Origin of the sequence: Rufibacter glacialis (assembly GCF_008271745.1) — a bacterium.
GTDB lineage: Bacteria > Bacteroidota > Bacteroidia > Cytophagales > Hymenobacteraceae > Nibribacter > Nibribacter glacialis.
The window spans coordinates 113,484-139,900 of sequence record NZ_VKKZ01000010.1 but is presented as its reverse complement, the minus strand read 5'-3'; the positions used below and the strand labels follow the sequence as shown (position 1 = coordinate 139,900).

The window sequence follows — 26,417 nt, the reverse complement described above, 5'->3', positions numbered from 1 at the left end:
AAACTGGAAGAGGGTTATTCTCTCACCCGGCGTTCCGGGACCCGCAAGGTGAATTCCTGCGAGGTCTTGTTGCCGTTGGCCTCCACCTCAACCACGTATTTACCTGGGCGCAGGTACAACTGCTGGTTAGCGGCGGGGGTCACTTTCACGGGGTCACCGGCTTTGCGGCCCTCGTTCAAGGCCTGCTCATAGGCGCCGGTGTTCAGTGGATCTAAGGTAAGGTCATAGGCTACGTAGTTGAGGCCGCGTTCGCTCTGGTCTTTCAGCTCCTTCAGCACCTGCCCTTTGTCGGTTTTCACGCGTACGGTGGCCGTTCCTGCGGTATTCACGAAATAAGGAATGGTCAACGTTGGCGAGAAAGGCTCGTTCCAGGCGCCAAACCGCTGGCCCCAGCGCTCAGAATACTGAGGAGCGGAAATCTGGAAAGTGTGGAGGCTTTTCTTCTGCACCTCTGGCGTGAGTTGCTGCAAATGCGCCACGTTGCCAATGTAGATAGACCGGCCGTGGGTACCCACCACCAGGTCATTCTCCCGGGGATGGATGGCCAGGTCATGCACCGCCACCGACGGCAACACGTCACCACCCAACGCCTGGAAGGTCTGGCCTTTGTCTAACGACACATACAGCCCGTTATCTGAGCCTACATACAATATGCTCGTATTCTTGGGGTCTTCCCTCACCACGTTTAGCGGCTCTTTTGGCAAATCCTTGCCTATTTGCTTCCAGGTCTTGCCGTAGTCCTGCGACACATACAGGTAAGGCGTGAAATCATCCCAGCGGTAGCCGTTCAAGGTAGCGTAGACCGTGCCTTCGTTTTCCGCCGAGGCAGCCAGACCACTGATCCACATGTCCTGTGGCAGCTTGTCTGAGATCTTGGTCCAGGTGTAGCCTCCGTCACGGCTTACGTGGATGAGGCCATCGTCTGAACCGGTGTACAGCAGGCCAAACCTCTTAGGCGATTCCTCAATGGCGGTCAGCGTGCCGTAGCCCACGTCGCCTTTACGGCCCCCTTTGGTCAAATCTCCGGAAAGTGCCTCCATGTTCTCGCCTTTGTTCAGGGAACGGTGGAATTTGTTGGACCCGAAGTACAGCACGTCCTGGTTGTGGCGCGACAGCAGAATGGGGCTTTCCCAGTTGAACCGAAGCGGGTGCTCGCCCAACTGGTGCTTGGGTTGGATAGAGAGGCGCTGGCCGGTAGCTTTGTTCAGGCGGAAATACGCGCCGTACTGCGAGCCAGTGTACACGGTGTTGTTATCACGGTAGTCTACCTGCACCATCATGCCGTCTCCGCCGCCCAGGCGTTGGTACGGGTACCGTCCGTTGTCGGTCCAGGCGTAGCTGGCCTGGTAGGTGCTGGGTCCGCCCCACACGCCGTTGTCCTGCAGGCCACCATACACGTGGTAAGGCTGCGCCATGTCTACGGCCACGGAGTAGAACTGCCCCACCGCCGGGGTATTGGCTTTGAACCAGGTCTTGCCGTCGTCATAGGTGATGTTGATGCCCCCGTCGTTGCCGTTCACCAGGTGCCCGGGCTTGGAAGGACTCACCCACAGGTCTTGGTGGTCTGAGTGCACGTTATCGCCCCCGATCTCCTTCCAGGTCTTGCCGCCGTCCTCAGATTTAAGCAAAGGCACGCCCAACACGTACACGTGGTTCGGGTTCAGCGGTGACACCCGTATCACCCCGAAATAATAGCCATAGGTATAGTACAGGTCATCCAGGTAGCCTTCATGGGTTTTCTTCCAGGTCTTGCCGGCATCGTCTGAGCGGTAGACCTGCGCGCCCGTCACCGGGGTTTCGATCATCAGGGAATTGGCATCTACCAAAAAGTCTGACAACGCCACCGGCCTGATTTTCTCTGAGCTCACCATTTCCTTCACCGTCTTGGCCGTGTACTGGCGCGGGAAGTTGTTTTCCTCCAGAAACGTGTTGAGCGCGGCATCGTCCATCTTCAGTAGGTCTTCCTTGGTGAAATCCTTGAACTGTTCTTTGCGCAGCCTGTTGCCCGAAGCCACCGCCGGTTTCACGTCTTTGCGCAGGTCTTGGTTGTCAACGCTGGCATAGAGGATGTTGGGGTTCTGCGGGAAGATGCTCAGGCCAATCCGCCCGATGCCTTCACTGGCCGGAAACCCGCTGGTACCGCCCGTGACGCGCTGCCAGGTGTTGCCGCCATCGGTGCTTTTGAACACCCCAGAGGTGCTGCCGCCTTCCACAAAGTTCCAGGCCCTGCGCTCGCGGTGCCACATGCTGGCGTACAAGGTGTTGGGGTTAGAGGGGTCTACGACTAAGTCTACCGCCCCGGTATTGTCGTTGCCGCCTTTCAGGACATGCTTCCAGGTGGTGCCGCCATCAGTAGTTTTGTAGACGCCGCGTTCCGGGTTGGGCGAGTACAAATGCCCCAGCGCCGCCACCCAGGCGGTATTAGGGTCAGTGGGATGCTGGATGATCCGGCCGATGTGATGGCTTTCCGGCAGGCCTTTGTGCTGCCAGGTCTTACCACCATCAGTGCTTTTATAAATCCCTACCCCCGAGTAAGAAGAGCGGCTGGAGTTGGACTCCCCGGTGCCTACCCAGATGGTGTTCGTTTTCCAGTCTACGCTGATGTCCCCGATGGTGATAACGGTTTCGCGGTCAAAGAGAGGTTCAAAGGAGATGCCGTTGTTGGTGGTGCGCCACAATCCGCCGGAGGCGTAGGCCACGTAGAACTGGGTAGGGTCTGCCGGGTTCACGTCTACGTCTACCACGCGGCCGCTCATCACGGTGGGCCCCACATTACGGAAAGGCAGGTTGCTCACCAGTGAGTTCTTCTGCAACTGCAACCGCTGCTCATAGCCTTGCATGCGGGCTTTGGCCGAAGTAGCCGGGGGTTGTTTCTCTTTGTTTTTCTGGGCCACCGCCGGAAGGCTCAAAAGCCCCAGGAGCATGAGTGGGTACAAGGGTTTGCGTAGCATAAGGCGCACAGGAAGTAGTTTTGTTCTGGATTGGGTATGGTTTTGAACTCTGAAAATAGAGGAAAAACGGGAGTTAATGAAACAACCGTTCGGTTTTGTCTCACAGGTAAATGGAAATCTGTCTGCCTCTGAAACAGAAGCGCCGTTTAGGGGCTGTTTTGAGCAAAACAGCCCCTAAACGGCGCTTCCAAGTAGGATGGCAGTGGTGAATTAAAAGGAGCCGGCGTTCCGGTAGCGTTGGGTATTGGTCGGCACCAAAGTCTCCGCGAATTTAAGCAGAGCCTGGCGGGTGAGGGCGGGGTTCTCAAACATGCCCATGTGCCCCACGTGCCCCAGGAAATACGTCATGCTGTTCTCGGGTAGGTGGCACTGCTGCAGAATGGCCTCTAAGGGCACTGCCGGGTCTTCTTTGCCTGCCAGGAAGAAAACCGGAAGGACGGTAGTCTTCAACACTTCCGTTCTGTCTGGCCGGTCCCGCATGGCGCCCAGACAGCCCAGCACAGTTTCCACCGGGGTGGCTTTGCCGATTTCCTGCATTTTTTGGATGGCTTCCTTACTGGATTCCCGGTTGCTTTCGGCAAAGAGCGGGGAAACGAATGTCTCCATGAACTTATCTAGGCCGTGCTTCTGCACGAAGGCGGCGGTTTTGTCCCGGCTTTCCTGCTTCTCCTGGGTGTCTGGCAAAGCGCTGGAGTGGAACAGACACAGGCCATACAGCTGATCAGGAAACGACTCAGCCAGAGCCAAAGCCACGTATCCACCCATGGAGTGCCCCACCAAGAGGCATTTCTCTACCTTCAGGTCCTGCAAGGCTTCCTGCACCTGCCGGGCCTGGCTTTCCATGGAGAAGTCTGAAGGCAGGGGGCTTTCCCCGTGGCCTGGTAAGTCAAAGGCAATAATCCGGAACTGGTGCTCCAGCGGCTTGGTGAAATCAGTCCAGACGTCTTTGCTTTCGCAGAAACCATGGAGAAAGACAATCACGGGGCCGGAACCGGCCTCTGTATAGGCAAGGGCAGTAGAATTCATACGAGTAGGGTGATTTTTAGCTGTTTTACGGAAAAGAGCCCCAGAACAGCTAGGCCTGTTTCTCCGCTACCTGACTTGCCTCCTCCGGCCCCTGCCCTACTTGCTGACTTTCGGCTAGAGCCTTCGTCCGTTTTTTGATGGTGGTTCTGGCCATCAAGAAGGTGATCAAGGCAATGAAGGGAGCTTTCTTGTGCATTTGCACGTGGGCCAACAGTTCAGAAAACGACATGGCATTTCCGCTGAAAAACATTTTGGCGGGCACATACAGATCAATGATAAGGTAGATGGTGACCGTTAAAAGCAGGGAGCCGGCAAAAATCCTGAGTTTTTCCTGTAAGGGCAAAGTAGGTGTGATCATGAGAGGGAATGGGGTCTTAGGACTTGAAGATAGGCATTTATTCCCTAGGGGTTGGCTGCTTGGCTGGCAATGCGCTTGGAAGCAGGGGTACTAAGCTCTTCTGTTACGTCCCCCTTTGAAGGCTTAAACTGGGGTGAAGTTCATTACCATTCTTGTATAGGTTGAGGCTTTCGCCTCACTGATTAGCAAACTTCAGGTCATGGTAGGTCTAAGTTAGAAACTTGAACCACCTATATTTTTTAGAACTTAACGGCCTTGCCTTCAAAGGAGGACGGAATGCGTATTGCACATCTCCAACGACGGTCACTTTTCGTTTTCAGGCTACTTTCTTTGAAACGGGTTGAAAACGAAAAGACCTCACAGGTTTTAAAACCTGTGAGGTCTGCTCAATACTGGTTCCTGAAGAGGGCTTACACCCGCACGTGCACATCCATCAGCTCACGGACGGCTAGTTCAATGCCTGCTGTGTCAAAGCCGCAGAGGCGGTGCAGTTCTTTCTGCGAGCCGTGCTCTACAATGGTGTCTGGAATGCCAAGCCGTTTCACCTGGGCCTGGTAGCCGTGATCAGCCATGAACTCCAGCACCGCGCTCCCGAAACCGCCTTGCAGGCAGCCATCTTCTACGGTGAGCACCTTGTCATAGCGCTGGAAAATCTGGTGCAGCAATTGCTCGTCTAAGGGCTTAGCGAACCGCATGTCGTAGTGCCCGGGCCGCAGACCATCTAGTTTCAGGTTCTGGCATACCTCCACGGCATAGTTGCCAATGTGGCCAATAGTAAGGATTGCTACTTCTTCGCCCTCCTGCACGGTACGTCCTTTGCCTACTTCAATAAGCTCCAGGGGAGTGCGCCACTCCGGCATGACACCGGCACCCCGCGGATAGCGGATGGTGAAGGGCCCCATGCCGTCTTGGCTGGCCGTATACATGAGGTTGCGCAGTTCCTGCTCATTCATGGGGGCAGAGACCACCATGTTAGGCAGACAGCGCATGTAGGCCAGGTCATAAGATCCATGGTGGGTTTGTCCGTCTTCGCCCGCAAAACCAGCGCGGTCTAAGCAGAACACCACGTGCAGGTTCTGGAGGCACACATCATGCACTACCTGGTCATAGGCGCGCTGCATAAAACTGGAGTAGATGTTGCAGAACGGCACCAGCCCTTGCGTGGCCAAACCCGCCGAGAAGGTAACGGCGTGCTGTTCGGCGATTCCTACATCCAGCGCTCTGTCTGGCATGGCCGCCATCATGATGTTCATGGAAGAACCGCTCGGCATGGCCGGGGTCACGCCCATAATTTTCTCATTCTGCTGGGCCATTTCCAACAAGGTATGCCCAAAGACCTCCTGGTACTTAGGTGGCTGGGGAGTGGTATGGTGTACTTTGTAGATCTCACCGGTGACTTTGTCAAACAAGCCGGGAGCATGCCACTTGGTCTGTTCTTTCTCTGCCAACGCGAAGCCCTTGCCTTTCACCGTCACGCAGTGCAGAATTTTTGGGCCCGGGATCTTTTTAAGGTCTTTGAGCACCGAGGCCAGGTGGTTCACATCATGCCCGTCAATAGGCCCGAAATACCGGAAGTTCAGGCTCTCAAACAGGTTGCTCTGCTTCAGGAGCGTGGCTTTGATGCCGCTTTCCACCTTGGCCACGATCTGCTGGGCGTTGGGCCCAAACTTGCTGATCTTGCCCAGGATGTTCCAGATCTCATCACGCACTTTGTTATAGGTGCGGGAGGTGGTGATATCAGTTAAATATTCTTTGAGCGCACCCACGTTGGGGTCAATGCTCATGCAGTTGTCATTGAGTACCACCAGCAGGTCCGCATCGGTGGCGCCGCCGTGGTTCAAGGCCTCAAAGGCCATACCCGCGGTCATGGAACCATCCCCTATCACCGCTATATGGTGGCGGTCCAGCTCTTTTTTGTATTGCGAGGCCACGGCCATGCCCAGCGCCGCCGAGATAGACGTACTGGAATGCCCTACGCCAAAGGCATCATACTCGCTCTCTTTTCTTTTAGGGAAACCAGAGATGCCGTTGAGCTTGCGGTTGGTGTGAAACTGGTCGCGGCGGCCCGTCAGGATCTTATGGCCGTAGGCTTGGTGGCCTACGTCCCAGACCAATTGGTCATAGGGGGTGTTGAACACGTAATGCAGGGCCACGGTCATCTCCACTACCCCCAAACTCGCCCCAAAGTGCCCGCCGTATATAGAGACATTGTCAATGATGAATTGCCGCACTTCCTGGCATACCTGCAACAACTGATCTTCAGACAGTTGGCGCAAATCAGCTGGCGAGTTTATCTTGGCCAGCAGTTCTCCGGGTTCAATGATCATAGGGGTGCTCGTGGGTGGATACAGGTGCAACAGCGTTAAGCCATGAAAGTTTTCATCTTATACGCAGCCGCCTCTAGTCAAAAGGTAAAATTAAGGATTTTTTCTGAGTACTGGGTATTTGGTCACTTACCACCTCTGCAATCTTATACTTCATGTATTTAAAATGCAGAAAACGCTGTTTAGTAGGTCAACCATCCAAACAATCAGTATTTGTACTATCGGTTATCTTATAACCCTTCGTAAATACCTTTTATTTTATTCAAACCACGATTTAATGCCCGGTTATAGACCTGTTTTCTGGAAAAGACCTCAAAAACAGGTTCTTCCAGGCTAAACGTTGGCGGATGGCGTTACTTATGCGTAATTTTACCTTCCAAACCATTGCCGTACCGCCACCCGTGAGTTTCGAAATAAAGCTGTCGCTCTTTGAGGGTCCTTTTGACCTGTTGCTTTTCTTTATTGAGCGCGACGAGCTGGACATCCATGATATTCCCATCTTCAAGATCACCAATGATTTTGTAGGCTACATCCGGCAGTTGGAAACCATGAACATGGAGGTAGCCAGCGAGTTCATTCTCACGGCCGCCACCCTGATGCGGATTAAAGCCAAGATGCTGCTGCCCCGTTTTGAGAAAGATGAGGAAGGCAATGAGATTGACCCGCGGCAGGAACTGGTACAGCACCTGCTGGAGTACAAGCGGTACAAAGAAGTGCTGGGCGACCTCAGCCTGCTGGAAGACGTGCGCCTGCAACAGCAAAACCGCGGCAACATTGACACCGAACTAAGTAAGATCGCGGCCAAGCACCAGTTGGAGTACGAGCTCAAAGACCTGAACCTGTACCACCTCATGCAGTCTTTCCACAAGGCCATGCAGCGCTATGAAGACGAGCAGAACCGCCCCAGGCACACGGTCATTACCTATCCTTACACCATAGACCAGCAGCGCACCTACATCAAGAGCCGGGTAAGTGCCCAGGGAATACTGCAATTCTCTGACCTGGTAGAGGCTTTCCCTGACAAAATCGGGTTGATTTTTAACTTTTTGGCTATCTTAGACTTACTTCAGCTCAATGAGATTGGTTTGGAGATTGGCGACGGGTTTAATAATTTCCGCATTGTGCCCTATTCTGACACCCAGCACCTGACCCCCACTGCCCATGGATCTGAATCGTAAGAAACTGCTCTCCTACTTTACCCCGCAACGCATTCTCATTCCGGTAGTGATTGGATTGGGCGTGATTGGGTACATGTTCTACCGAGACAGTGCCGAGATGGATTTGACGCCGCTCTACAACGCCAAGCCGTTCTGGCTGGTGATGACGTTTCTGGTGCTGGTGATCCGAGACTTCGGGTATATCTACCGCATCAGGTACGTGACAGAGAAATTCCTGAGCTGGCGCAAAAGCCTGGACGTGATCATGCTGTGGGAATTCGCCTCCTGTGTGATGCCCAGCGTGGTGGGCGGCTCCACGGTGGCGGCCTTTATCCTGAACAAAGAAGGCATCAGCCTGGGAAAATCCTTGGCCTACGTAATGGTGACAGCCATGCTGGACAACCTGTACTTCATTATTGCGGTGCCGCTGGTGTTCCTGATCACGGCCGGCGACATCTTCCCGGAGGTATCTGCCATGGAGTTCTCGGTGACCCAAAGCCTGGAAATCGCTTTTATCATCAGTTATGTACTGATTGCCCTCTATGCCTTTATCATGGCGTACGGTCTCTTGATCAACCCCAACGCGGTGAAGCGCCTGTTCCTGCGGATTACGTCCTTTAAACTTACCCGCCGGTTCAGAGCCGGCGCCTATAAAAACGGAAACGAACTGGTGTGGGCCTCGCAGCAGCTGAAAGGCAGCACATTTTCCTATTGGGCCAATGCCGCGCTCAGCACCGCCTTTGTCTGGACCGCCCGCTACTTTGTGATCAACTGCCTTATTGCCGCTTTCACTGATATCAGCTTCCATGACCACGTGCTGATCTTCTCGCGCAACATGGTCTACAAGATTGTGCTGCTGGTAGCCGTGACGCCGGGCGGTGCCGGTATTGCCGAGGTGGCCTTCCCTACCTTCTTCGGGCAGTTCCTGGGCCGCTTTACCACGGTGATTGTGTTGCTTTACCGCGTGGTGACGTACTATCTGTATTTGATCCTGGGCTCGTTCTTCCTGCCCCGCTGGGTACTGCGCGTCTTTGGCGAGCATCCTGAGGAGGAAGAGGCTTTGGGTTTAGAGCCTGTTTCTGAGAAAAGAGATGGAAAACGGCAAGGGTAAGCCAACCTGCAGATAATCTCCCACCAAAAAGGGCCAGGCCACCTATGAAAGACGGCCTGGCCCTTTTCCGTTGAAGCTGGCTTCTTACCTGCCTCTCACCATGAAAGGCACTGTATACAGGATATTGACCGGTTTTCCGTTCTGGATACCGGGTTTCCAAAGGGGCATCTGCTTAGCGGCGTGTAGTACGGCCTCATCTACATCAGCCCGCAAAGACTGCACAATCTGAAAATCATCTGTAGTACCATCTGCCCTTACCACGAAGCTGAATTTCACGGTACCCGTCACGCCAGCTTTTTTGGCCAAGGCAGGCATGGCAAAGGCCTTGTTAAGAAACTGGAAGAGGGCCATGGTCCCGCCCGGAAACTCCGGCATGGACTCTTGAACGCCTACCCCACCCTGGGCTACTTTTCCGTGGGGTTTGACGTAGGTCTTCGCGCCCGCCTCTACCCTAATCGGCAATTTATTCTCTTTAGGCGGAATGGGGCAGGAATACCCTTCGCCATAGGCGCAAGATGGATTATAGGCTCTGTTGAAATCTACCCACACACTGTCTGTTCCCGCGGGAATAGCGAAGTCCAGGTAACGGCCGATTTCATACGTTTCCTGGCCGGTGGTGCCATCAGTGAAAGGAATGAACAGGTAGCTCATGTATTGGGGCTGCCTCATGAGCTCCTGGTTCTGGTACACGCTTAATGTAAGAGCCCGGCCCTGCAGCCTGAAATGGAGCTCGCCGTACTTCACGTATTCTGGGGTACGGGCACCAGTGGTGGGCATCCTGAAGATAACTTCCTGCGCGGTGCGCGTGAATTTGGCCTTTACCCGGTACGCGTCCTCCACCGGATAGTAGGCCAAGCCCTTGAAGCTTGCTTTATCTTTTGCTGAAAGTGGTGATTGCGCCCCAAACTTGAATAGGCTGTCTTCGTGAACTCGGTGGCGGGTTATTTCTTCTCTGTGTTGCGTTGGAGAAGGAGATTGAGCCACCATCAATAATGGGAAAATAAGCAGGAGCAAAGAGAGAAGCGTTTTCATAAGGGCAAGAATGTAAACCAAAGGTATGGATTTCTGAAGGTTCGGTTAAGGCCTTTTCTTTGTAGAGGGAAGCGGCCTCACCTCTTTTTAAACTCTAATAGAAAAAAGAGCAGACTTCTTTTTTGCATGAAACAAGGCCTTGACTGAAATCATGCATTCCTATTGTTAGCGCTTCCGGTTCTACTCTATCAATTCGGTTTACTTCTAGGTTGCATTCTTTCTCATGCCGGCAACTAATGCAACTTCCCTTCCCATTCTTGATTGCGGAAGAAGACGAATCATCCATACAAGCTAAACAATTGGGTTATAGTCCGGTTATGGCTGAAATGGCTTTCTCTGCACGGGATCTGCTTTTATATAGGGTCATACCCGAAACATAAAACTTCTCGTAATAAATAGAACTGTTTTACTAGTTGATACAGCAAGAAAGTGTATTTCAGGTAATGTGGTACAACTCAAATCTCAACCAATTATGGAAACCATGGCAACAACTTCTGTCCAAGGCATAGGTGTCCGGTACGGCATCCTCTCCGCGGTGGCAATGATCATCTACTTTTTGATTATCAACGCGCTTGGCTTCCAGAACAGCGAGATAATCCGTTTTGGGAGCAATATTTTCATCCTGATAGCCGTAGTGCTGGCCATTGGCACCCTCAAAAAAAGCCATGATGCCCTGCACAGGGAAACCCCTTACCTGCCGGGGCTCGCGATAGGCTTTCTGGTAGGCTTGTTGGGGTCAGGGCTATACGCCGGCTTTATTCTGTTTCACGCTATTTTCTTAGAACCTGGCTATGCCGGGGTCCTGCACAACCAGGACTACTTTGGCATTCGGTTGCCTCTCATGATGGTGCTGGGCTCTGTGGTGATTCTAGGCACCGCAGTGGGTGCCATGACAGGCTACATTCTCATGATGGCCTTTGACCATTCTGGGGGCCACCAGGGCAACGCCAACTACTAAGGCAAGGCCCCCCCCTTGAAAGCTGCATGTATTTTTTTTTGCGTTTAGGCCTCCTTTTCTGAAAAGGACCTGAAAAACCCGGCACAAAAAAAGCGTCTGGCCCTTTGGCCAGACGCTTTTGCTATTGTTTCTGTGAAAAGAGCTTAGAAACGCTCGTCAGCACCGAAGAAGAAGTCACCTTCAATCTGGGCGTTCTCATCTGAGTCAGAACCGTGCACGGCGTTGGCCTCTACAGACTTGGCGTAGATCTTCCGGATGGTTCCTTCCTCGGCTTGGGCTGGGTTGGTGGCGCCAATCAAAGTACGGAAATCAAGTACCGCGTTGTCTTTCTCCAGAATCATGGCCACAATAGGACCAGAGCTCATGTACTTTACCAGGTCACCGTAGAAAGGACGCTCTTTGTGCACCTCGTAGAACTGACCGGCACGCTCCTCAGAGAGACGGGTCTTCTTCATGGCCACTACTCTAAAGCCAGCCTCTTCCATCATTTTAGTGATACCGCCAATGTGGTTGTCCTGCACGGCATCTGGTTTGATCATGGTGAACGTTACGTTTCCAGCCATTTTTGTTATTTCGTTATCGGGTTAAATAGAAGTTGAGCCGGCAAAATTAGCATACTTTGGCCCAAAACCCATTTTGTACGGCAAAAATACCAACCCGTTGGGCAGTTCATTGATTTAATTTGGTTTGTACTTTAATTCTTCAGAATTTTGCAGCTTGTATCCGCTATTTTTTAAAGCGGACTGTGAGTATACAATGCAGCAAATCAACGCGCTAAAGGAGCTTTTAGAGTCTCCTAAGAAGATCATGATCACCACGCACCATAAACCGGATGCGGACGCTTTGGGATCTTCACTAGGATTGGCCGGCTACCTTAAGAAAAAAGGGCACCAGGTACAGGTCATTACCCCTTCAGACTACCCCTCTTTCCTGAACTGGATGAGTGGCAATGAAGAGGTATTGGTATACAGCCAGAAGACGGATGCCCAGGCCCAGCAGATCATCAGAGAAGCTGACGCCATCTTTTGCCTCGACTTCAGCGCCCTGAGCCGCATCAATGAGCTGGGGCAGTACATTGAGCAGGCCTCCGGTACTAAAGTACTGATTGACCACCACCTCCAGCCCGAAGACTTCGCTGACATCATGTTCTCAGACACCAACGCGGCCGCCACGGCGGAAATCGTGTACGAGGTGATCAGGGAACTAGGCGATGAGGCCTTGGTAGACGTGGCCATTGGCGAGTGCCTGTATGCCGGCATCATGACGGACACCGGCTCTTTCCGGCATTCCAGCACCACCCGCAACGTGCACATGATCATTGCAGACCTGCTCCACAACGGCATAGACATCTGCAAGGTACACCGCAACATCTATGACAGCTACTCAGAGTCGCGCCTGCGGTTCTTAGGGTACGTGCTCAAAGACAAGCTCACGGTGGTACGGGAATTCAACACCGCTTTCATTGCCGTGACCTCAGAGGAACTCAAGGCCTATGACTCCCAGACCGGCGACACCGAAGGTTTGGTGAACTTTGCCCTTTCCATTGAAGGGGTGCGGTTCGCGGCCTTGTTCATAGAGCGTCAGGAGGCCGTGAAGATCTCTTTCCGGTCAGTGGGAGACATCTCAGTGAATGAGTTTGCGCGGGCCCACTTCAACGGAGGTGGCCATAAAAACGCCGCCGGCGGAATCTCTTACATTCCGCTGAACGAAACGATAAATAAATTTGTGAGTCTATTACCGCAGTATGCGGAACAATTGGTAAACTAAACCCTTAATAAAGACGCTTTCATAACTAAAAAACAATGTTTAAAAGATCCCTTTACCTACTGCCAGCCTTGGCGGTTGCCTTCACTTCCTACTCTTGCAAGAACCTGGGCAAAGACGAATTTGTCAAAGCCCCTTCTGGGTTGGAGTACAAGCTGTATTCACAAAACAAAGAAGGTGAATATGAGATAAAAGAAGCGAAAGTTGATTCTGCCGCCTACAAAGCCAAACTTGACAAAGTGATGAGCTTTGAGATGGAGTACCGCAACAGCAAAGACTCTTTGTTGTTCAGCACCAAAGACAACGCCATGCCCATCCAGATCAAGATGGTGGCCTCTCCTAACAAAGGTAGCATTGAAGAAGCGTTCCTGATGCTGGACAAAGGCGACAGCGCCGTGTTCAGAATCAACGCAGACACCTTGTTTGCCAAAACGTTCAGAAGCCCGCTTCCTCCGTTCATTGAGAAAGGCAGCTTCCTGACCTTCTTCGTGAAAGCGATCAACCTGCAAACTGAGCAGGAAGCCATGGCCGACTACCCTAAGATGATGGAGCGCCAGCAGAAAGAGATGGAAGCCCGCGCCGCCAAACAAGGTCCGGTTGATGACAAGAAAATCCAGGAGTACGTGAAGAAAGAGAACCTGCAAATGCAGAAAACTCCTTCTGGCGTATACTACGCCATCACCCAGGCTGGTTCAGGCCCTAACGCCACTGACGGCAAAGTGGTGAGCGTGAAATACAAAGGCACCCTGTTGAACGGCAAAGAGTTTGACTCTTCAGACAAGTCTAACGGAGGCAACCCCATTGAATTCCCCTTGGGTCAGAACCAGGTGATCAAAGGCTGGGAAGACGGCATCAAGCAATTCAACAAAGGCAGCAAAGGCGTTTTGTTGATTCCTTCTCCGCTAGGCTACGGCTCAATGGCACGCGGCGCAGAGTTACCAGCTAACTCTATCCTGCGTTTTGACGTGGAATTAGTGGATATCAAAGATGCTCCAGCTGCTCCGGCTGGCCCAGCCGGTCCGGGTGCGCCTGGCATGTAAACCTTTCTTTTGTATGCAACAGTTTATGAAAAGAAGCGCATTGTGGCAAATGCTGTTAGCCGTATGTGTCCTTTTCGGGCTTCAAGCCTGCGGTGACCAAAAAGATCCTTATGATCCGTATGCGAACTATGACTATGAAGCCCAAGCCAAGTTTGATGATGAGATGATCCAGGCCTACATGAAGGCCCATAACATCAGAGACACGGTGAAGACCGCTACCGGCTTGTACTACAAGGTGCTTAAACCAGGAACTGGCCCTAAGCCCGTAGCAGGCAGCACGGTGAAAGTCCATTATATTGGAAAACTGGTGCAGAACGAATACATCTTTGATTCCTCCTGGAAGAGAAGCTACCCGTATGAATTCCAGGTGGGGGCTAACAAAGTCATCAAAGGCTGGGACCAAGGCCTGCCCATGATGCAAAAAGGGGAAAAGGCACTTTTGTTTATTCCCTCGCACCTAGGATATGGCCCTGTAGGAAGCTACCCTGCCATTCCCAGCGGTGCTCCGCTCCTGTTTGAGGTGGATTTGCTAGAGATTCTATAGCACCCGCTACTACCAAAAAAGAAAGGCTGCCCTGTTACAGGAGCAGCCTTTCTTTTTATATATAAACGTTCCTCCTCACAGTTCATTACTCACTTAACACCTCAGACAGCACGGGCAATGACCTGATTTCGCCTAACTGGTCTACGTGTAACTGGAAATAGCGCACCAATAGGTGCAGCAATTCCCGGCGCACCTTGCCATTGGGCAGGTTAGCATCCTCGGCATGCTGGATCACTTCTTTCAGGTACGGTTCCAGTTGCTGCAGTTGCATCAGGCTATTGCCCAAGGCCGTGGCACCCCCGGTTTCAAACGCCACCTGGGTAATTACCTCCTCCGCTGAGGAGACCCCAAACCCCAGGTACCCGGCCAATTGCAGCAGAAACGCTAAGTGGAAGTTCTCAAAGCCGGTTTCCAGTTCATCAAACAACACAATAGCGTTATAGAGGAACTCAAACAAAGGCCGGTTCTCCTCTTCTTCCCTCACGGTCCTTGACACCACTTCAGACAGGAACAACAGGATACTGCTCTTCCTGATATCATAGGCCGCCGAGGTGAACGGATGGCTGCATTTGTACTCTGAAATACGGGTCAGGCCACCTTTGCCCGAGGGGTACACCACCATGTCCAGCAAAGTGAACGGCTGGAACAAGGCAATCCGCGAAGCCGTCCCCTTCTTCCGGACGCTGTTCACGATATAGCTTTGCAGCCCCAGTTCTTCCGTGTAGATCCGGACAATGATGGAGGACTCTTTGAATTTGATGAAGCTCAGGACAATGCCCCGGGTTTTTACCAGCATGGCTTGGATGTAATGTAAAGTACCCTACGCAAGGGCACCCGTTCTTGGTTCTACAGAAAGAAGCGCCAATCTAACCGTCTCAGGGTAGGGCTTATTGAATGGCGACTTTAGTCATACAGGTCTGCGCGCCGTCTGCGGAGGAAGCCAGCACCAGGTACACCCCCGCCTTTGCTTTTTGGCCGTTGTAATCACGGCCGTGCCAGGCAAAGGTGCCTCCCGTGGCTTTCCCCTCAAAAACGAGAAAGCCGGCCGCATCTGTGATCTTCACCCACCCATTGTCAGGCAGCCCTGAAATCCCGATGCTCCCGGTAAAGCCTGCCCTTACCGGGTTAGGGAAGACCTGCAGGCAGTTCTTGGCCACTTTCTGGGTGCGGGTGGCGGTGCCCCGGTATACGGCTATGCCCCCCTCGGTCCCAATCAGCACTTCACCGGTGGAAGGGTCCACCGAGATATCCCTGATTTTATCGGAGGGCAAAGGGCTATTGCGGGTGGTGAAGTGCTGGATCATTTCCTCTCCCGTTTCATTGAAAAGCCACAGTCCGGTGTCGGTGCCTATCCATTTCTGGTTGGCGCCATCTACGGCAATGCTTCTAATCACTTGCCCCTGCAATAGCGGCCGCCGTTCAAAAATGGGGAGGTAAGCCCCTTGGTACCCTGAGGTGAAAATATCCGGCGTACTGGTGAATACCGCCACCCCGTTGTTCGTACCAGCCCAGACTTCGCCCTGCAGGTCTACCGCCAGGGTGAACACCTGCTTGCCCGGCAAGTTTCCCTGCCCGGGGCCACCCAAGTAGGAGAACCGCTGGTTCAGGTCATCATACACGATCAAGCCCGCATCTGCCCCATTGGTACTAATGGTCACCCATTTGAACCCGTTGTCGTCCACCACCACTTTGTCAAGGCCGCTGCTTAAGTTGTACCCTCTAAAAGGATGCGCCACCCAGGTGCCATCTAGTTTCAACTCAAACAGACCGGGGGCATTGGGCAATTGGTTCCGGTTGGTCACCCACACGCTACCGGCGGCATCAATGGCAATTCCCGGTACCCGGATGAAGTTCCGGTCGTTCGCGTCCAAGGCGCTGAGCAAGGGGCTGTTGGTGTTGTTATACAGTTTTATCTGATCTGGTCCGCCCCACTCCAGCAGTCCGGCGCCATAGCTGGCAATGTACAGTTTACCGTTCACGGGGTTTCGGCGGGCCATTACCAGGTCTCTGGCATTGCTTGGGAATTGCCCCCCGCTGGTATAGTTATAGTTGGTCCATTGGCCGTTCTGGTACTGGTAAAAGCCGGCTTCTGAAGAGCGTTGGAGATAACTCTGGCTGTATCCTCCGCCCAAAACCGTGAAGAGGCCAGGTTCCGCGTATACCCCAAATACATCCACAAAGGCGGGTCCGTTGGGTACAAAAGACTCGGCCCCCGTTCCCGAGGCACGCACCAACCCCTTGTCATAGCTTGCGGCCCAGACGCCGCTGCCGGCTGCCGGAAGCGCCATTCGCAGATTTTGCAGCAAGGGGTGCACCAGCCGGGAAACCTGCCCTTGGGCACTTACCTCCAGCACCTCTTCAAGACCCGTGACCGCCAACCGTTTCCCGTTTGTTTCCAGAGAACTGAACTGGTGGTTACGGGTGGAGAAAGAAGCTTTGCTCCAGGTGTTGCCGTTGAACCGGTAAATGCCGTGCTGGTCTATCCCAATATAGATGCCTCCTTCAAAAGCCGCAATGGTTTTGACCGCATCTGCCGGCAAGCCAAAGGGCAAGCCCTGCGCAGTTCCAAACCGGCGCCAGCTCCTGAAATCAAGTAGGTTGGCGTGGTTCAGGTGGGCGGCCATAACCCCACCGGAAGACGTCAGGTACAGACTGTCTTTCCACACGGCAGAGGCATAAACCTGCACGGCTTCCCCTTGTGCCCCCAGGTTGCTGTACGTGTCTTTGATCTCCCGCTTTACCAGGTCCACCACCACCAACCCGAAGGAAGTGGAGACGTAAGCCTTCTTGTTGTGCGTAAAAAGGTGGTGGATAGTTTTGGCCCCCGGCATTGACTTCCGAAGCAATTCGGTGAGGTTGTGCACCTTTCCGTCAGTCAACAGGTCAAGGTTGGTATTCTCATAGGCCACTACCAGCGTAGCCGAGGCAGAGTCATACCGGAGCGTGCTCACGTTCACGTCACTGAAGCCGTCTGTACGGGAAAGCGTTTGCAGGGTGTTTTCTGCTTTTATGTACCGAAAGAAGCCATCTTCTGTGGCGCAGTAGACTGAGGAAGGGGTTTCCGCTACGGCTTTGGCCCGGTGGTTGGGCACGTGCACCTGCCAGGTACCCAGCGGCAACCGCGAAGACTGCGCCGTTGCCGCTATAGACCAGCTCATGCTGTACAACAACAGTACGTACCTAAAAAGATGTGATGGCTTCATAGTCACTTTACGCAGCTCAATCTCGTTTTATGCCTCTTTTTCTTAAAACACGGGTAAAGCACTCGTGCTTCCCCGTAGTTCGTTCAATGCGGTCACTTAATGGAGTACCAGCATGGAACAAATTCCGGTCACCATGATGCCTTTGCAGATCCAGCTTAACTGGGCATAGTCTTTCTTGCGGTCGGCGCGCAGGATCTGCCGCACCAGCAGGCCTGTGGGCAAAACCACTCCCATGAACAGGTACAGCACAAACAAGGGTTCATGCAGGCGCTTGAGCATGACAAAGCCGGTGAAAATCAGGAACAGCCCAATGAGCAGGTACAGCACCCACTTGGTCTGCGGAAGCCCCAACACGATAGGCAAGGTTCGGCACCGGAACGAGGCATCGCCCTGCACATCTTCCATATCTTTGATGATCTCCCGCACCAGCGAGATGAAGAAAGCGAATACCCCATAGGCCCAGGCCGCCAAAGACGGTTGCCCGGCTTGCAGCGGCACCACCAGCACCATGACTGCGGCCAATAAGCCTATGGTCATATTGCCAATAAAAGGCCTTTTCTTGAACTGGGCCGAATACCCCCATAACAGCAAGGCGACTCCCAGCAATACCGCCCCAATGCGCCAGCCCAGCAGCAAGCCCAACAATACCCCGGTAGCCGACAGGTACAAGTGGATCATCATGGCTTTTCGGCGGGTCAGGAACTTGCCCACCACCACCCGGTTGGGTTTGTTGATCCGGTCTATCTTCACATCATAATAGTCATTGATGATGTACCCCGCCGCCGCAATGCATAAGGTGGCCATGACCAGAATGGCAAAAGGCCAGGACAACGCCCCCAGCAGGGAACGCTCCGGAAACACCAGGCACTTGCGCACCAACAGCTGTGCCAGCAGCATAATGACCAGATTGGGAAACCGTATAAGGGTAAGAAACTGCTTCACAGGAACAACAAAGGATAGGGGAAGTTACGGCTAAAATCTCACCAATGAAAAAAGCCCCTGGTGAAGGGGCTTTTTGAAGAATGTACAAAATGAGTATGATTCGTAGAAGTGTTAGATTTTCTTTACGTTAACCGCGTTGATGCCTTTTTTACCTTCTTTAGTGTCGAACTCTACTTTGTCGTGCTGTTGGATCTGGATACCATTGAGGCCTGTAATGTGTACAAAAAAATCCTCGTTGGTGGCTTCTTCTGTGATAAAGCCGTAGCCTTTGGATTCGTTGAAGAATTTAACAGTTCCTGTTTTCATAAAAATTTAAAAATTGAAATAATGAATGATTCTGTAAATATAGGATTATTATACAAAAACCAAACTTTCTTTATAAATATTTGAAAACAGGCGCGTTCGCCTACCAGCGTTTTTGCAATTTCATGACCATTTCAATCAATTCACGCACGGCGCCCTTGCCCCCTTCGGCCGTGGCCACGTACTGGGAGATGTCACAGATGTCAATGGCGGCATCTGCCGGGCAAGCCGAAATACCACAATGCTGCATCACCTCCAGGTCTGGGATGTCATCACCCATGAACACCACGGTCTCTGGGTCAATGCCGTAATAGTAGACATAGTTCTGGAAGGTGTCCAGCTTGTTTTCTGCCCCCAGGTAAATGTCTTTCACATCCAGCGACTCCAGCCGCTTGCGCACCCCAGGCTCGTTCCTTCCGGAGATGATGGCCACGCGGTAGCCTTTCTTGAGGGCGTGCCGGATAGCGTACCCGTCTTTGATGTTGAAGGCCCGCGCCTGCTCCCCGGTAGAGAAGCACAGCAGGCTGCCGTCGGTTAAAACGCCGTCCACATCAAAAATGAACGTGGTGATATTCTTGAAATCAGGAAGTGCTTGCATGGTGGTCAAAGGCTTAGCGGAAAGATTCAGAACTTCAAGAGAACCAGCGTCTATTGGTTGTCGCGCCACTCATACACCCACGCCGCCTGAATCTGCTCCAGGTGGCCTTCGGTGGCCTGTTCGCGGGTGCCCTCAAAATTAGGCAGGGTCAAGATCCACTCCAACAGGTCGGTGAACCGGATGCGGTAAATCTTGCTTTCGCCAAACTCGTCACCGAATTTCTCATATAGCGCCATGGCAATGTCTTCATGGTCGCTCCACTTTATAGGTGGTTCATATAGGTTGCTCATCTCTTTTTAGTATCTAGTATTTAGTTGTTAGTGATTAGTTTTTACTGGTTGCTGCTGGTGGTAAATCAGGAAAGGAGCCTAATGGAAAGGCTTCTTATTGGTTACTCCCACTGCTAACAACTAGTAACGAAATACGAACAACTAGTTTAAATTAATGGCCTAAGAAATCTTGCTTAGGAATGGTAATGACCAGGTCTTGCCCTCCTTGCACTACGCATTGGCAGGCAAGCCGGGAGTTGATACGGGGGTTCACCGCACGGTCAATATAATCTTCCTCTTTGTCGGTGATTTCAGGCAGGTCATCCATCCCGCTCTCTACATAGACGTGGCACGTACTGCACCCGCAAACGCCTCCGCAGTTGTGCTGCAGCTGGATTCCGTTGTTCAACGCAACGTCCAGCACAGACTCGCCCTCGGCGCCTAAATGCGTTTCGTCCGGTTTCCCGTCCATGAACTTGTATATAATATTAACGACTTTCATTCAGATACATCTTTAGAGGTGCAAAGGTAGGCATACAACTGCCCTAATCAAAACCGGAACCGAGGCAAGCGGTTCCCTCCAGTACACCCTTGTTTTACGCCTGTTTCCCAGAAACCGGCCCGTTTTCCGGTTGGCGTGCCTGAATGCTTTGGGTGAGCACCTGGTACAGGTGTTGGTATTGGGGCTCTGCTGCCAGCAATTGGAGGTGCGCCGCTATGGTGTTTTCATCCCGGCGCTGGGCTGGGCCCGTCTGCACCGTGAAAGGCGGAAACTGAAAGGCTTTCTGCACCGTCTCCTGTACCAGCGGCTCTAACAGGTTCACGGGCAACTGGGCTTTCTGCAGTACTTCCTGCGCAATGCCCCACAGGTGGTTCGTGAAATTGCAGGCGAATACCGCTGCCAGGTGTACGTGTCGCCTTGCTTCCCCGGGCATCAATACTACCTGGTCGCTCAGCTTTTCGCCCAGGTGCACCAGCGTTTCCTGGGCGTTTTGGGAAGAAGCCTCTATGCACACCGGAATCCGGCGCCAGTCTATCTCCTTTTCTTTGCTGAAGGTCTGCAAGGGGTAAAAGACGCCGGTTTCTACGCCCGGCAGAGAAGAGAGCAGTTCTAAAGCCTGCGTTCCTGAGGTATGCGCCACCACTGCCCTGGCGGGGAAAAGAGTGTGCGGGAGCAACTGGGGAAGCGCTTGGTCTGGAACAGCCAGAAGGTAGATGTCTGCGGGAGCCTGGGCCCTGAAATCTGGATGATCTGTTGTGATGGCTGCCGGGGCGTATGGGGCAAGCGCGGCGGCTGAAGCCTTGGTTCTGCTATAAATGACAGAGACCTCTATGCCTGCCTGGGTCAAGCCTTTCACCAGATGGGTGGCCACATGGCCAGCGCCCACTATTCCTACTTTCATTCCTTTTATGCTAGGTGATGGAGGGCCTAAGTTAGCAGCTTTCTCCTGATCTCTTCTCCCGGACGGCGGCTGGGTCTGGGAATGGGTGCTTTTACGGGCCGTTTCTAGAAAAACAGCGGTTAAACAGGACATAAAAAAAGCCGCGGAAGAAATCTCTTCCGCGGCTTTTTCAGATGTAATAGATTATGCCAGTTGCTTTTCGCGTTTTACGGCTACTTGCCCGGCTTGCCCTTTCACAGGAGGGGTCTTGCCGCCTTTGCCATCTTTGTAGTGCCTCACGATCGCCATCACAAAGCCAAGGCTCATGACCAGGGTACCAATCCAAAGCAGGCTGATGAAGGGTTTCTCCATGGCCTTCAGAATGATGTAATCTTTCTGGGTGGTGTTGATCCCGATGGTGAATTCGCCTTTCTCTGGGTCAATGTTGATGAGCATGATGCGGAGGCCCAGGTCTTCAATCTCTTCGGGCACGCGGCCTACCAGGCGGTCTCTGATGGCGTAGATGGGGTGGGCGTGGTAGGTGCGGCGCTCCCCTAACACCTGCATGTCTGCCTGCACCGCCAGGTCACCCGGTTTCAGATTCAGCAGCAGCGTGTCTTTGGCGGGCTCAATGCCCCGCAGCACAGCAATGTAATCGTTCAGGAAAAGGGTATCCCCTATTTTCACCTGGTATTCCTTCAGCTCACCCCACTCTTTCTCCTCATTAGGGTCAGGAATGGTAGACACGTGGGTGTACAGGTCTTTGGTACCGAACATCTTCACGTCAGGCGAGGCCAGCAAGCCCATATCGGGATTCACCTGGGCCCGTGGGTACAGCGTGAAAGCCTCTCCCGACTCGCGGTTCTTGAACTCTACCTCATAGTAGGTGTTCTCAGGCGAGATATCAACGGTGTCACCGGCCGTGTACAGCACTTTGTCTCCGTCTTTCAGCGGGCCCCGGGCAATGGCTTTGTATTCATCCGCGATCCGGAAAAGCTGCTGCTTGTTCACGTACTCCGGAATGTTGTCCACTTCCAGGAACTGGCCTTTGTAAGTCACTTTGTAAGGCCCCATGTCAGTGGCGGCGTTGCGCCATAACAGCACGTTGTCACGGTTAATGTCATCGCCAAACTCGCGGGCGTACACCATACCAGACATGTTTTTAGAGATGATATTGGAATAACCCGAAGAAAACAGAATCCCGATGAGCATCAACGCCACCCCAATGTGGGCCACGGCGCCGCCGGCGATAGATACGTTCCTGCGGAGCACACCCACCAAGATAGCCAGGTTACTGAACACCGCATACAGCGACGTGAACAGCAATATGATATAGACTGGGTTGTCAATGCGCTCAATGTAGTCCATTTTACTTACCAGCAGAATAAGGGCGGTGGTAAGGGCAGTCAGCATAAGCGGCACCATGAACAGCTCAGAGAACTTGTTGCCTTGGTTGCTCTTGCGCCACCACAGCAACTGACCGGTACCAGACAGCATGGCAATGGCAATCCCCATCCACATCTGGAACTTGGTGTAGTGGGCGATCTGGTCAGCAGGCAGGGCTACGTTGGTTTTGATGCCAATAAAGCCCATAAAAGCATTGTACACCGGAATGGAGGTGGTCACCAAAACCTGGAACGCGCCCAAACACAACACGGCGGCCCCAATGAAAACCCAGAACTCACCGGAATAGGTAGCTATCTCCTTGTCTGTGGCCGGGATCTTCTTCCAGCGGTACACCAGCAAACCAATGGCTAATACCACAAAGGCCGCCAGGTAGGTGAACAACTGGCCAGACAGGCCCAGGTCAGTGAAAGAGTGTACCGAGGCGTTGCCTAAAATACCACTTCTGGTCAGGAAGGTGGCATACAACACCAGCAGGAAAGAGACAATGAACAGGATAAAGGTAGCGCGCAGAGCGGTTCTGCTTTTGCGGTAGGCCAGCAAGGTATGGATACCCCCTACCAGCACCAGCCACGGAATGTAAACGGCGTTCTCTACCGGGTCCCAGTTCCAGTAACCGCCAAAGTTAAGGGTCTCATAGGCCCAGTAGGCACCCATCATGATCCCTATGCCCAACACCACGGCCGCGAAAAGCGCCCAAGGCAAGGCAGGCTTGGTCCAGGAAGAGAAATCTTTCTTCCAGAGACCGGCAATAGCAAAGGCAAACGGCACCAAGGTGGCGGCAAATCCTAAGAACAACACCGGCGGGTGAATCACCATCCAGTAGTTCTGCAGGAGCGGGTTCAGGCCTGTACCGTCTTTGGGCACAAAGTTAGGGTCCATCTGGAACACAGGCGCGTCGGTCATGAAGTCCCGCATCAGGATGAAGGGCGAAGAACCTATCTTCAGGTCACCGATCACCACCCCCAGGATCATGGAAGTCAGGAACAGCTGCACGAAAGAGAAAACCGCCATGACCGGGGTCTCCCATTTCTTACCGGCGTACTTGATCAGGACCAGACCCAGCAACGCGTGCCAGAAGATCCAAAGCAGGAACGACCCTTCCTGGCCTTCCCAGAAGCAGGAAATCATGTAATGCACCGCCAGGTGGTTAGAGGAGTGGCTCCATGCGTAATGGTACTCGTAGCGGTGTTCGTAAATGATATTGAAAAGGCAGAAGATAATGCTGAAAACCGCCAGCACGTGCACAAAGAAAGCACCCCTGGCTAGTTTGGTCCAAGACGCCTGCTCTGAGGTGAGTGCGTTGGCATTGGAGGCAATGGAAAAGGCAAAAGAAGAAACCAGCGCCGACACAAACGCGATGATGACACTGTAGTGCCCTAAGTCACCAATTAACGTATTAACCATTTCTGTTAGTTATGAGTCTTGAGTTCTGAGTCTTGAGTTTGTAACACCCAAAACCTACACCTGTACACTCTTAAAAGATATTTAAACCAAAGGAGAATTGGCTCTGCCCCAACCTTATTACTCAGGACTCAGAACTCAAGACTCAGAACTATGTTAAAGGCTTGCTGTTTTACCTTCTGCCTTCACTTCGTTCTCTGTGTATTTAGAAGGGCATTTCAGCAGAATCTTGTCGGCTACGAAGACGTTTTCTTTCATGTTGCCGGTAATCACCACCTGCTCAGAGCGGTCAAAGTCTTGGGGTTTGGGGCTGTAATACACCACGGTCTGCTCTACCCGGTTGGTATCTACCAGCACAAAAGAGAAGTAGTTGGGGTCCAGCACCGGGTCATACTTCATGCCTACTATGTGCCCTTTTTCGTCTTTCTTGAGCCGGCCTACCACGTGCACTTTGGTGTCATCACCATCTTTGGCCCGGGCCTGGGCTTCAGAGAACGGTACGTAAACGCTGGCGTCTGAAGCAGTTGACATGATGATCATGATAGCCATCGCAATGACCATAATCCCGATAATGTGTATTCTTTTCATAGGTTACTCAAGCATAGACGGGCTTGTCTGCCCCCTTTAACAACACTTATTTAAAATTAAATCCGGTGTCAGCTCTTTTTCTGCCAAGGGAAAAACCAGGTGCCGTTTCAGTCCTTTTTCCTCTAAAACAGCGCGTAAACGGTTTTATTGCCGAAGTTCGCGTTCTAACCGGCCAATTTTTTTATCCAGGCTGATGAGGTACAAAAGCACGCCCAGCAACACGCTTACCAAGACCGCCACCACAATGTAGATCTTACCGTCGCGGCGCATCATATCTGCCATCTCTATGGAGGAAGAGGCCGGAGCCTGCGAAGAATACTCCACCGTAGAGGTGGCTTCTGAGGTGGTTTGGGCCACCGCAGGGCCAGAGAATCCGGCTGCCCAGGTCAAGAGCAGCACCAAGAGCCATTTATGCATTTTCATAGAATCTTTGCTTTAAAACTTCTAAACGGGTGCGCAGGTGCACCATCCAAACCCCTAACAGGGTCCAGCCAAGCACGGCCGGGTAAAACACGGCCCGCAGCCGGCTATCCAGGTCATAGGCGTTGAAACCCGGGTTGCCGCCGTTGCCTGGGTGCAGGGAATCAGTGAGGCGGGGCAAGATGAACAAGAGCGGGATGAGCGCGGCGAAGGCGAAAATATTGTACACCGCACTGATGCGGGCCCGTTGCTGGTGGTCCTGGAAAGAACCCCGCAGAATGAGGTAGGCAAAGTAGATCAGGAGCCCAATGGCCGAGCCGTTCTGCTTGGGGTCATTGCTCCAGAATTCGCCCCACGTGAAACGTGCCCACTCCATGCCGGTGATAATGCCCAGCACCCCGAACAGAATGCCCACCTTGGCTGCCTCATGGGCAATGATGTCATGTCTGGAAAGCGGGTTACGCAGGTATTTAATGGAGTAGATAACAGAAACCAGCAGGATCAGGATCATCCCAAACCACATGGGCACGTGAAAGTACAGGTTCCGGATGGTCTCGTTTAGAATGGCCAGCCGGGGCACCTCCGTCAGCATGCCGCCCACCACTGTGTACAGCAGCAGGGCAATCGTCAGCCATTTCCACCAAGTAAGCTTCATTCGTTCTCGCTTATTTTAATCTATAGTTATTAACTGCGCCACAAGTACGGGAACAGGATATAAGACACCGTGACCACGATCATGTTGATGGCCAGCAGCACCAGGGCCTCGTCTACACTCACCGAGGGGTCTAACCCGTCAATGGCGTTCTTAGACATCTTCATGAGCATGAGCAGCATGGGCACCATCACGGGGAAACTCAGCACCGCCATGAGGGTACCGGTATTGGCCGCCTTGGCCGCAATGCCGGAGATCATGGTGAGCGAAGAGGCGAACCCTATGGCCCCCAGCACAATGGAGAGCAAGAACATACCCACGTCCTGCACCGGGTTGCCAATCACTACCGCATAAAACCCGAAGCACAACAAAGACAGCACCAGCATAAGCGCCGCGTTGTAGATCATCTTGGCCAGGATCACGCCCTGCGGACTCACAATGCTATAATAATAGAGCAACCGTCCACGGCTTTCCTGGGCAAAGCCCTTGGCAATGGCATTCACCGAGGTAAACAGCAGGATCACCCAAAACAGCGCGTTCCAGACCGGCACCTCCAACCCCCCAAAGCGAAGACTGAAGCTGAGGTAGCAGATGAAAACCGTGCTGCCTACGTACAGGAGCATGCCGTTAAAGGCATACTTCTGGCGCCATTCCAGCACAAAATCCTTTTGCATCAAGTAGATAACCTCTTTCAGCACTTCTTCTTTATTTTGCGCAAAGGTACAACACAAATGAATGCTGATGGATGATTTCAATCATTATTCCTGCCAAACCAGGCACGTTTTAGGGTTACTTTCAGGAAAGCACAGGAAAAACAAAAGAAAGTATCTGTTTTCTACTAAACCCCTGAAAACGCCCCAAGCCCACAGAGTCTGAAGGCTCCTCCCTTCGCCTTTCCTGCGTTTACCCATCGGCATTCAACCCTGGCAGCAAGGCCCACGGAAGCAGGTGCTAAATGCTAGCGGCAGACATCAAGCATATTGGCGA

The 26,417-nt window shown here is 52.8% G+C and carries 25 protein-coding genes; 6 read left to right on the top strand and 19 right to left on the bottom strand.

Going from position 1 to position 26,417, the window contains the following annotated elements; all coding sequences use genetic code 11:
- Positions 1-14 precede the first annotated feature (14 nt).
- The 4 genes from FOE74_RS01500 to dxs all read right to left on the bottom strand — a co-directional run bounded on the left by FOE74_RS01500 (position 15) and on the right by dxs (position 6,662).
- Positions 15-2,951, bottom strand: a complete 2,937-nt coding sequence (locus FOE74_RS01500) for a WD40/YVTN/BNR-like repeat-containing protein (protein ID WP_149096839.1) — start codon at positions 2,949-2,951, stop codon at positions 15-17.
- A 210-nt stretch (positions 2,952-3,161) separates the two neighbouring features.
- Positions 3,162-3,977, bottom strand: a complete 816-nt coding sequence (locus FOE74_RS01495) for an alpha/beta fold hydrolase (protein WP_149096838.1) — start codon at positions 3,975-3,977, stop codon at positions 3,162-3,164.
- 49 nt (positions 3,978-4,026) lie between these two features.
- Positions 4,027-4,335, bottom strand: a complete 309-nt coding sequence (locus FOE74_RS01490) for a hypothetical protein (RefSeq protein ID WP_149096837.1) — start codon at positions 4,333-4,335, stop codon at positions 4,027-4,029.
- A gap of 410 nt (positions 4,336-4,745) precedes the next feature.
- On the bottom strand, positions 4,746-6,662 hold the full coding sequence (dxs, locus tag FOE74_RS01485; RefSeq protein ID WP_149096836.1) for a 1-deoxy-D-xylulose-5-phosphate synthase: 1,917 nt from the start codon (positions 6,660-6,662) through the stop codon (positions 4,746-4,748).
- 398 nt (positions 6,663-7,060) lie between these two features.
- Here dxs and FOE74_RS01480 point away from each other — a divergent pair, with 398 nt between their 5' ends.
- Positions 7,061-7,837, top strand: a complete 777-nt coding sequence (locus FOE74_RS01480) for a segregation and condensation protein A (protein WP_188686357.1) — start codon at positions 7,061-7,063, stop codon at positions 7,835-7,837.
- Complete coding sequence (locus FOE74_RS01475) at positions 7,821-8,927, top strand: lysylphosphatidylglycerol synthase transmembrane domain-containing protein (protein WP_149096834.1); 1,107 nt, start codon at positions 7,821-7,823, stop codon at positions 8,925-8,927. The genes FOE74_RS01480 and FOE74_RS01475 overlap by 17 nt, the downstream gene beginning before the upstream one ends.
- 84 nt (positions 8,928-9,011) lie before the next feature.
- Here the strand turns inward: FOE74_RS01475 and FOE74_RS01470 are convergent, their stop codons facing one another.
- Entirely contained in the window at positions 9,012-9,782 is a 771-nt protein-coding gene (locus FOE74_RS01470; RefSeq protein ID WP_188686359.1) for a TonB family protein, read from the bottom strand.
- Between the two features lie 658 nt (positions 9,783-10,440).
- Here FOE74_RS01470 and FOE74_RS01465 point away from each other — a divergent pair.
- Positions 10,441-10,917, top strand: coding sequence for a hypothetical protein (locus FOE74_RS01465; RefSeq protein ID WP_149096832.1), 477 nt, complete (start codon positions 10,441-10,443; stop codon positions 10,915-10,917).
- A gap of 143 nt (positions 10,918-11,060) precedes the next feature.
- Here FOE74_RS01465 and FOE74_RS01460 read toward each other — a convergent pair whose 3' ends face one another.
- Positions 11,061-11,480, bottom strand: a complete 420-nt coding sequence (locus tag FOE74_RS01460) for a nucleoside-diphosphate kinase (protein ID WP_149096831.1) — start codon at positions 11,478-11,480, stop codon at positions 11,061-11,063.
- A gap of 193 nt (positions 11,481-11,673) precedes the next feature.
- Between FOE74_RS01460 and FOE74_RS01455 the strand changes: the two genes are divergently transcribed.
- The 3 genes from FOE74_RS01455 to FOE74_RS01445 are packed head-to-tail and all read left to right on the top strand — an operon-like array spanning position 11,674 to position 14,265.
- On the top strand, positions 11,674-12,684 hold the full coding sequence (locus FOE74_RS01455; protein WP_149096830.1) for a DHH family phosphoesterase: 1,011 nt from the start codon (positions 11,674-11,676) through the stop codon (positions 12,682-12,684).
- A 35-nt stretch (positions 12,685-12,719) separates the two neighbouring features.
- A complete protein-coding gene (locus tag FOE74_RS01450) occupies positions 12,720-13,721 on the top strand; it encodes an FKBP-type peptidyl-prolyl cis-trans isomerase (protein ID WP_149096829.1) in 1,002 nt (333 codons plus the stop codon).
- Between the two features lie 25 nt (positions 13,722-13,746).
- The gene (locus FOE74_RS01445; RefSeq protein ID WP_188686362.1) at positions 13,747-14,265 is read left to right on the top strand and encodes an FKBP-type peptidyl-prolyl cis-trans isomerase; all 519 of its coding nucleotides are present in this window, start codon (positions 13,747-13,749) and stop codon (positions 14,263-14,265) included.
- An 85-nt stretch (positions 14,266-14,350) separates the two neighbouring features.
- On the opposite strand, the gene recO is transcribed toward FOE74_RS01445, so the two are convergent.
- The 13 genes from recO to FOE74_RS01380 all read right to left on the bottom strand — a co-directional run bounded on the left by recO (position 14,351) and on the right by FOE74_RS01380 (position 26,104).
- Positions 14,351-15,061, bottom strand: a complete 711-nt coding sequence (gene recO / locus FOE74_RS01440) for a DNA repair protein RecO (RefSeq protein ID WP_149096827.1) — start codon at positions 15,059-15,061, stop codon at positions 14,351-14,353.
- A gap of 91 nt (positions 15,062-15,152) precedes the next feature.
- A complete protein-coding gene (porZ, locus tag FOE74_RS01435; protein ID WP_149096826.1) occupies positions 15,153-17,468 on the bottom strand; it encodes a type IX secretion system anionic LPS delivery protein PorZ in 2,316 nt (771 codons plus the stop codon).
- Positions 17,469-17,564: 96 nt separating this feature from the next.
- Positions 17,565-18,410 carry a geranylgeranylglycerol-phosphate geranylgeranyltransferase gene (locus FOE74_RS01430; RefSeq protein ID WP_149096825.1) on the bottom strand — a complete coding sequence of 282 codons (846 nt, stop codon included), beginning with the start codon at positions 18,408-18,410 and terminating at the stop codon, positions 17,565-17,567.
- Between the two features lie 111 nt (positions 18,411-18,521).
- On the bottom strand, positions 18,522-18,716 hold the full coding sequence (locus tag FOE74_RS01425; protein ID WP_062543874.1) for a cold-shock protein: 195 nt from the start codon (positions 18,714-18,716) through the stop codon (positions 18,522-18,524).
- A 100-nt stretch (positions 18,717-18,816) separates the two neighbouring features.
- On the bottom strand, positions 18,817-19,311 hold the full coding sequence (locus FOE74_RS01420; RefSeq protein ID WP_149096824.1) for a KdsC family phosphatase: 495 nt from the start codon (positions 19,309-19,311) through the stop codon (positions 18,817-18,819).
- Between the two features lie 50 nt (positions 19,312-19,361).
- On the bottom strand, positions 19,362-19,601 hold the full coding sequence (gene iscX / locus FOE74_RS01415) for a Fe-S cluster assembly protein IscX (RefSeq protein WP_149096823.1): 240 nt from the start codon (positions 19,599-19,601) through the stop codon (positions 19,362-19,364).
- Between the two features lie 151 nt (positions 19,602-19,752).
- Positions 19,753-20,082 (bottom strand): 2Fe-2S iron-sulfur cluster-binding protein, encoded by a 330-nt coding sequence (locus FOE74_RS01410; RefSeq protein WP_149096822.1) that lies wholly within the window; start codon positions 20,080-20,082, stop codon positions 19,753-19,755.
- Positions 20,083-20,176: 94 nt separating this feature from the next.
- Positions 20,177-20,983, bottom strand: coding sequence for a Rossmann-like and DUF2520 domain-containing protein (locus FOE74_RS01405; RefSeq protein WP_188686369.1), 807 nt, complete (start codon positions 20,981-20,983; stop codon positions 20,177-20,179).
- A gap of 183 nt (positions 20,984-21,166) precedes the next feature.
- Positions 21,167-23,773, bottom strand: coding sequence for a cytochrome c biogenesis protein CcsA (gene ccsA, locus FOE74_RS01400; RefSeq protein WP_149096820.1), 2,607 nt, complete (start codon positions 23,771-23,773; stop codon positions 21,167-21,169).
- A 153-nt stretch (positions 23,774-23,926) separates the two neighbouring features.
- A complete protein-coding gene (locus tag FOE74_RS01395) occupies positions 23,927-24,358 on the bottom strand; it encodes a cytochrome c maturation protein CcmE domain-containing protein (RefSeq protein ID WP_149096819.1) in 432 nt (143 codons plus the stop codon).
- Between the two features lie 144 nt (positions 24,359-24,502).
- Complete coding sequence (locus FOE74_RS01390) at positions 24,503-24,781, bottom strand: CcmD family protein (RefSeq protein WP_149096818.1); 279 nt, start codon at positions 24,779-24,781, stop codon at positions 24,503-24,505.
- A complete protein-coding gene (gene ccsA, locus FOE74_RS01385; protein WP_149096817.1) occupies positions 24,768-25,433 on the bottom strand; it encodes a cytochrome c biogenesis protein CcsA in 666 nt (221 codons plus the stop codon). The genes FOE74_RS01390 and ccsA (FOE74_RS01385) overlap by 14 nt, the downstream gene beginning before the upstream one ends.
- 29 nt (positions 25,434-25,462) lie before the next feature.
- Positions 25,463-26,104, bottom strand: coding sequence for a heme exporter protein CcmB (locus tag FOE74_RS01380; protein ID WP_149096816.1), 642 nt, complete (start codon positions 26,102-26,104; stop codon positions 25,463-25,465).
- Positions 26,105-26,417: the final 313 nt, after the last annotated feature.

Bases quoted from the DNA above. Each gene is read 5' to 3' on its own strand.
- FOE74_RS01500 (WP_149096839.1), bottom strand. From the start codon at position 2,951: ATGCTACGCAAACCCTTGTACCCACTCATGCTCCTGGGGCTTTTGAGC.
- FOE74_RS01495 (WP_149096838.1), bottom strand. From the start codon at position 3,977: ATGAATTCTACTGCCCTTGCCTATACAGAGGCCGGTTCCGGCCCCGTG.
- FOE74_RS01490 (WP_149096837.1), bottom strand. From the start codon at position 4,335: ATGATCACACCTACTTTGCCCTTACAGGAAAAACTCAGGATTTTTGCC.
- dxs (WP_149096836.1), bottom strand. From the start codon at position 6,662: ATGATCATTGAACCCGGAGAACTGCTGGCCAAGATAAACTCGCCAGCT.
- FOE74_RS01475 (WP_149096834.1), top strand. From the start codon at position 7,821: ATGGATCTGAATCGTAAGAAACTGCTCTCCTACTTTACCCCGCAACGC.
- FOE74_RS01465 (WP_149096832.1), top strand. From the start codon at position 10,441: ATGGCAACAACTTCTGTCCAAGGCATAGGTGTCCGGTACGGCATCCTC.
- FOE74_RS01460 (WP_149096831.1), bottom strand. From the start codon at position 11,480: ATGGCTGGAAACGTAACGTTCACCATGATCAAACCAGATGCCGTGCAG.
- FOE74_RS01455 (WP_149096830.1), top strand. From the start codon at position 11,674: ATGCAGCAAATCAACGCGCTAAAGGAGCTTTTAGAGTCTCCTAAGAAG.
- FOE74_RS01450 (WP_149096829.1), top strand. From the start codon at position 12,720: ATGTTTAAAAGATCCCTTTACCTACTGCCAGCCTTGGCGGTTGCCTTC.
- FOE74_RS01445 (WP_188686362.1), top strand. From the start codon at position 13,747: ATGAAAAGAAGCGCATTGTGGCAAATGCTGTTAGCCGTATGTGTCCTT.
- recO (WP_149096827.1), bottom strand. From the start codon at position 15,061: ATGCTGGTAAAAACCCGGGGCATTGTCCTGAGCTTCATCAAATTCAAA.
- porZ (WP_149096826.1), bottom strand. From the start codon at position 17,468: ATGAAGCCATCACATCTTTTTAGGTACGTACTGTTGTTGTACAGCATG.
- FOE74_RS01425 (WP_062543874.1), bottom strand. From the start codon at position 18,716: ATGAAAACAGGAACTGTTAAATTCTTCAACGAATCCAAAGGCTACGGC.
- FOE74_RS01420 (WP_149096824.1), bottom strand. From the start codon at position 19,311: ATGCAAGCACTTCCTGATTTCAAGAATATCACCACGTTCATTTTTGAT.
- iscX (WP_149096823.1), bottom strand. From the start codon at position 19,601: ATGAGCAACCTATATGAACCACCTATAAAGTGGAGCGACCATGAAGAC.
- FOE74_RS01410 (WP_149096822.1), bottom strand. From the start codon at position 20,082: ATGAAAGTCGTTAATATTATATACAAGTTCATGGACGGGAAACCGGAC.
- FOE74_RS01405 (WP_188686369.1), bottom strand. From the start codon at position 20,983: ATGAAAGTAGGAATAGTGGGCGCTGGCCATGTGGCCACCCATCTGGTG.
- ccsA (WP_149096820.1), bottom strand. From the start codon at position 23,773: ATGGTTAATACGTTAATTGGTGACTTAGGGCACTACAGTGTCATCATC.
- FOE74_RS01395 (WP_149096819.1), bottom strand. From the start codon at position 24,358: ATGAAAAGAATACACATTATCGGGATTATGGTCATTGCGATGGCTATC.
- FOE74_RS01390 (WP_149096818.1), bottom strand. From the start codon at position 24,781: ATGAAAATGCATAAATGGCTCTTGGTGCTGCTCTTGACCTGGGCAGCC.
- ccsA (WP_149096817.1), bottom strand. From the start codon at position 25,433: ATGAAGCTTACTTGGTGGAAATGGCTGACGATTGCCCTGCTGCTGTAC.
- FOE74_RS01380 (WP_149096816.1), bottom strand. From the start codon at position 26,104: ATGCAAAAGGATTTTGTGCTGGAATGGCGCCAGAAGTATGCCTTTAAC.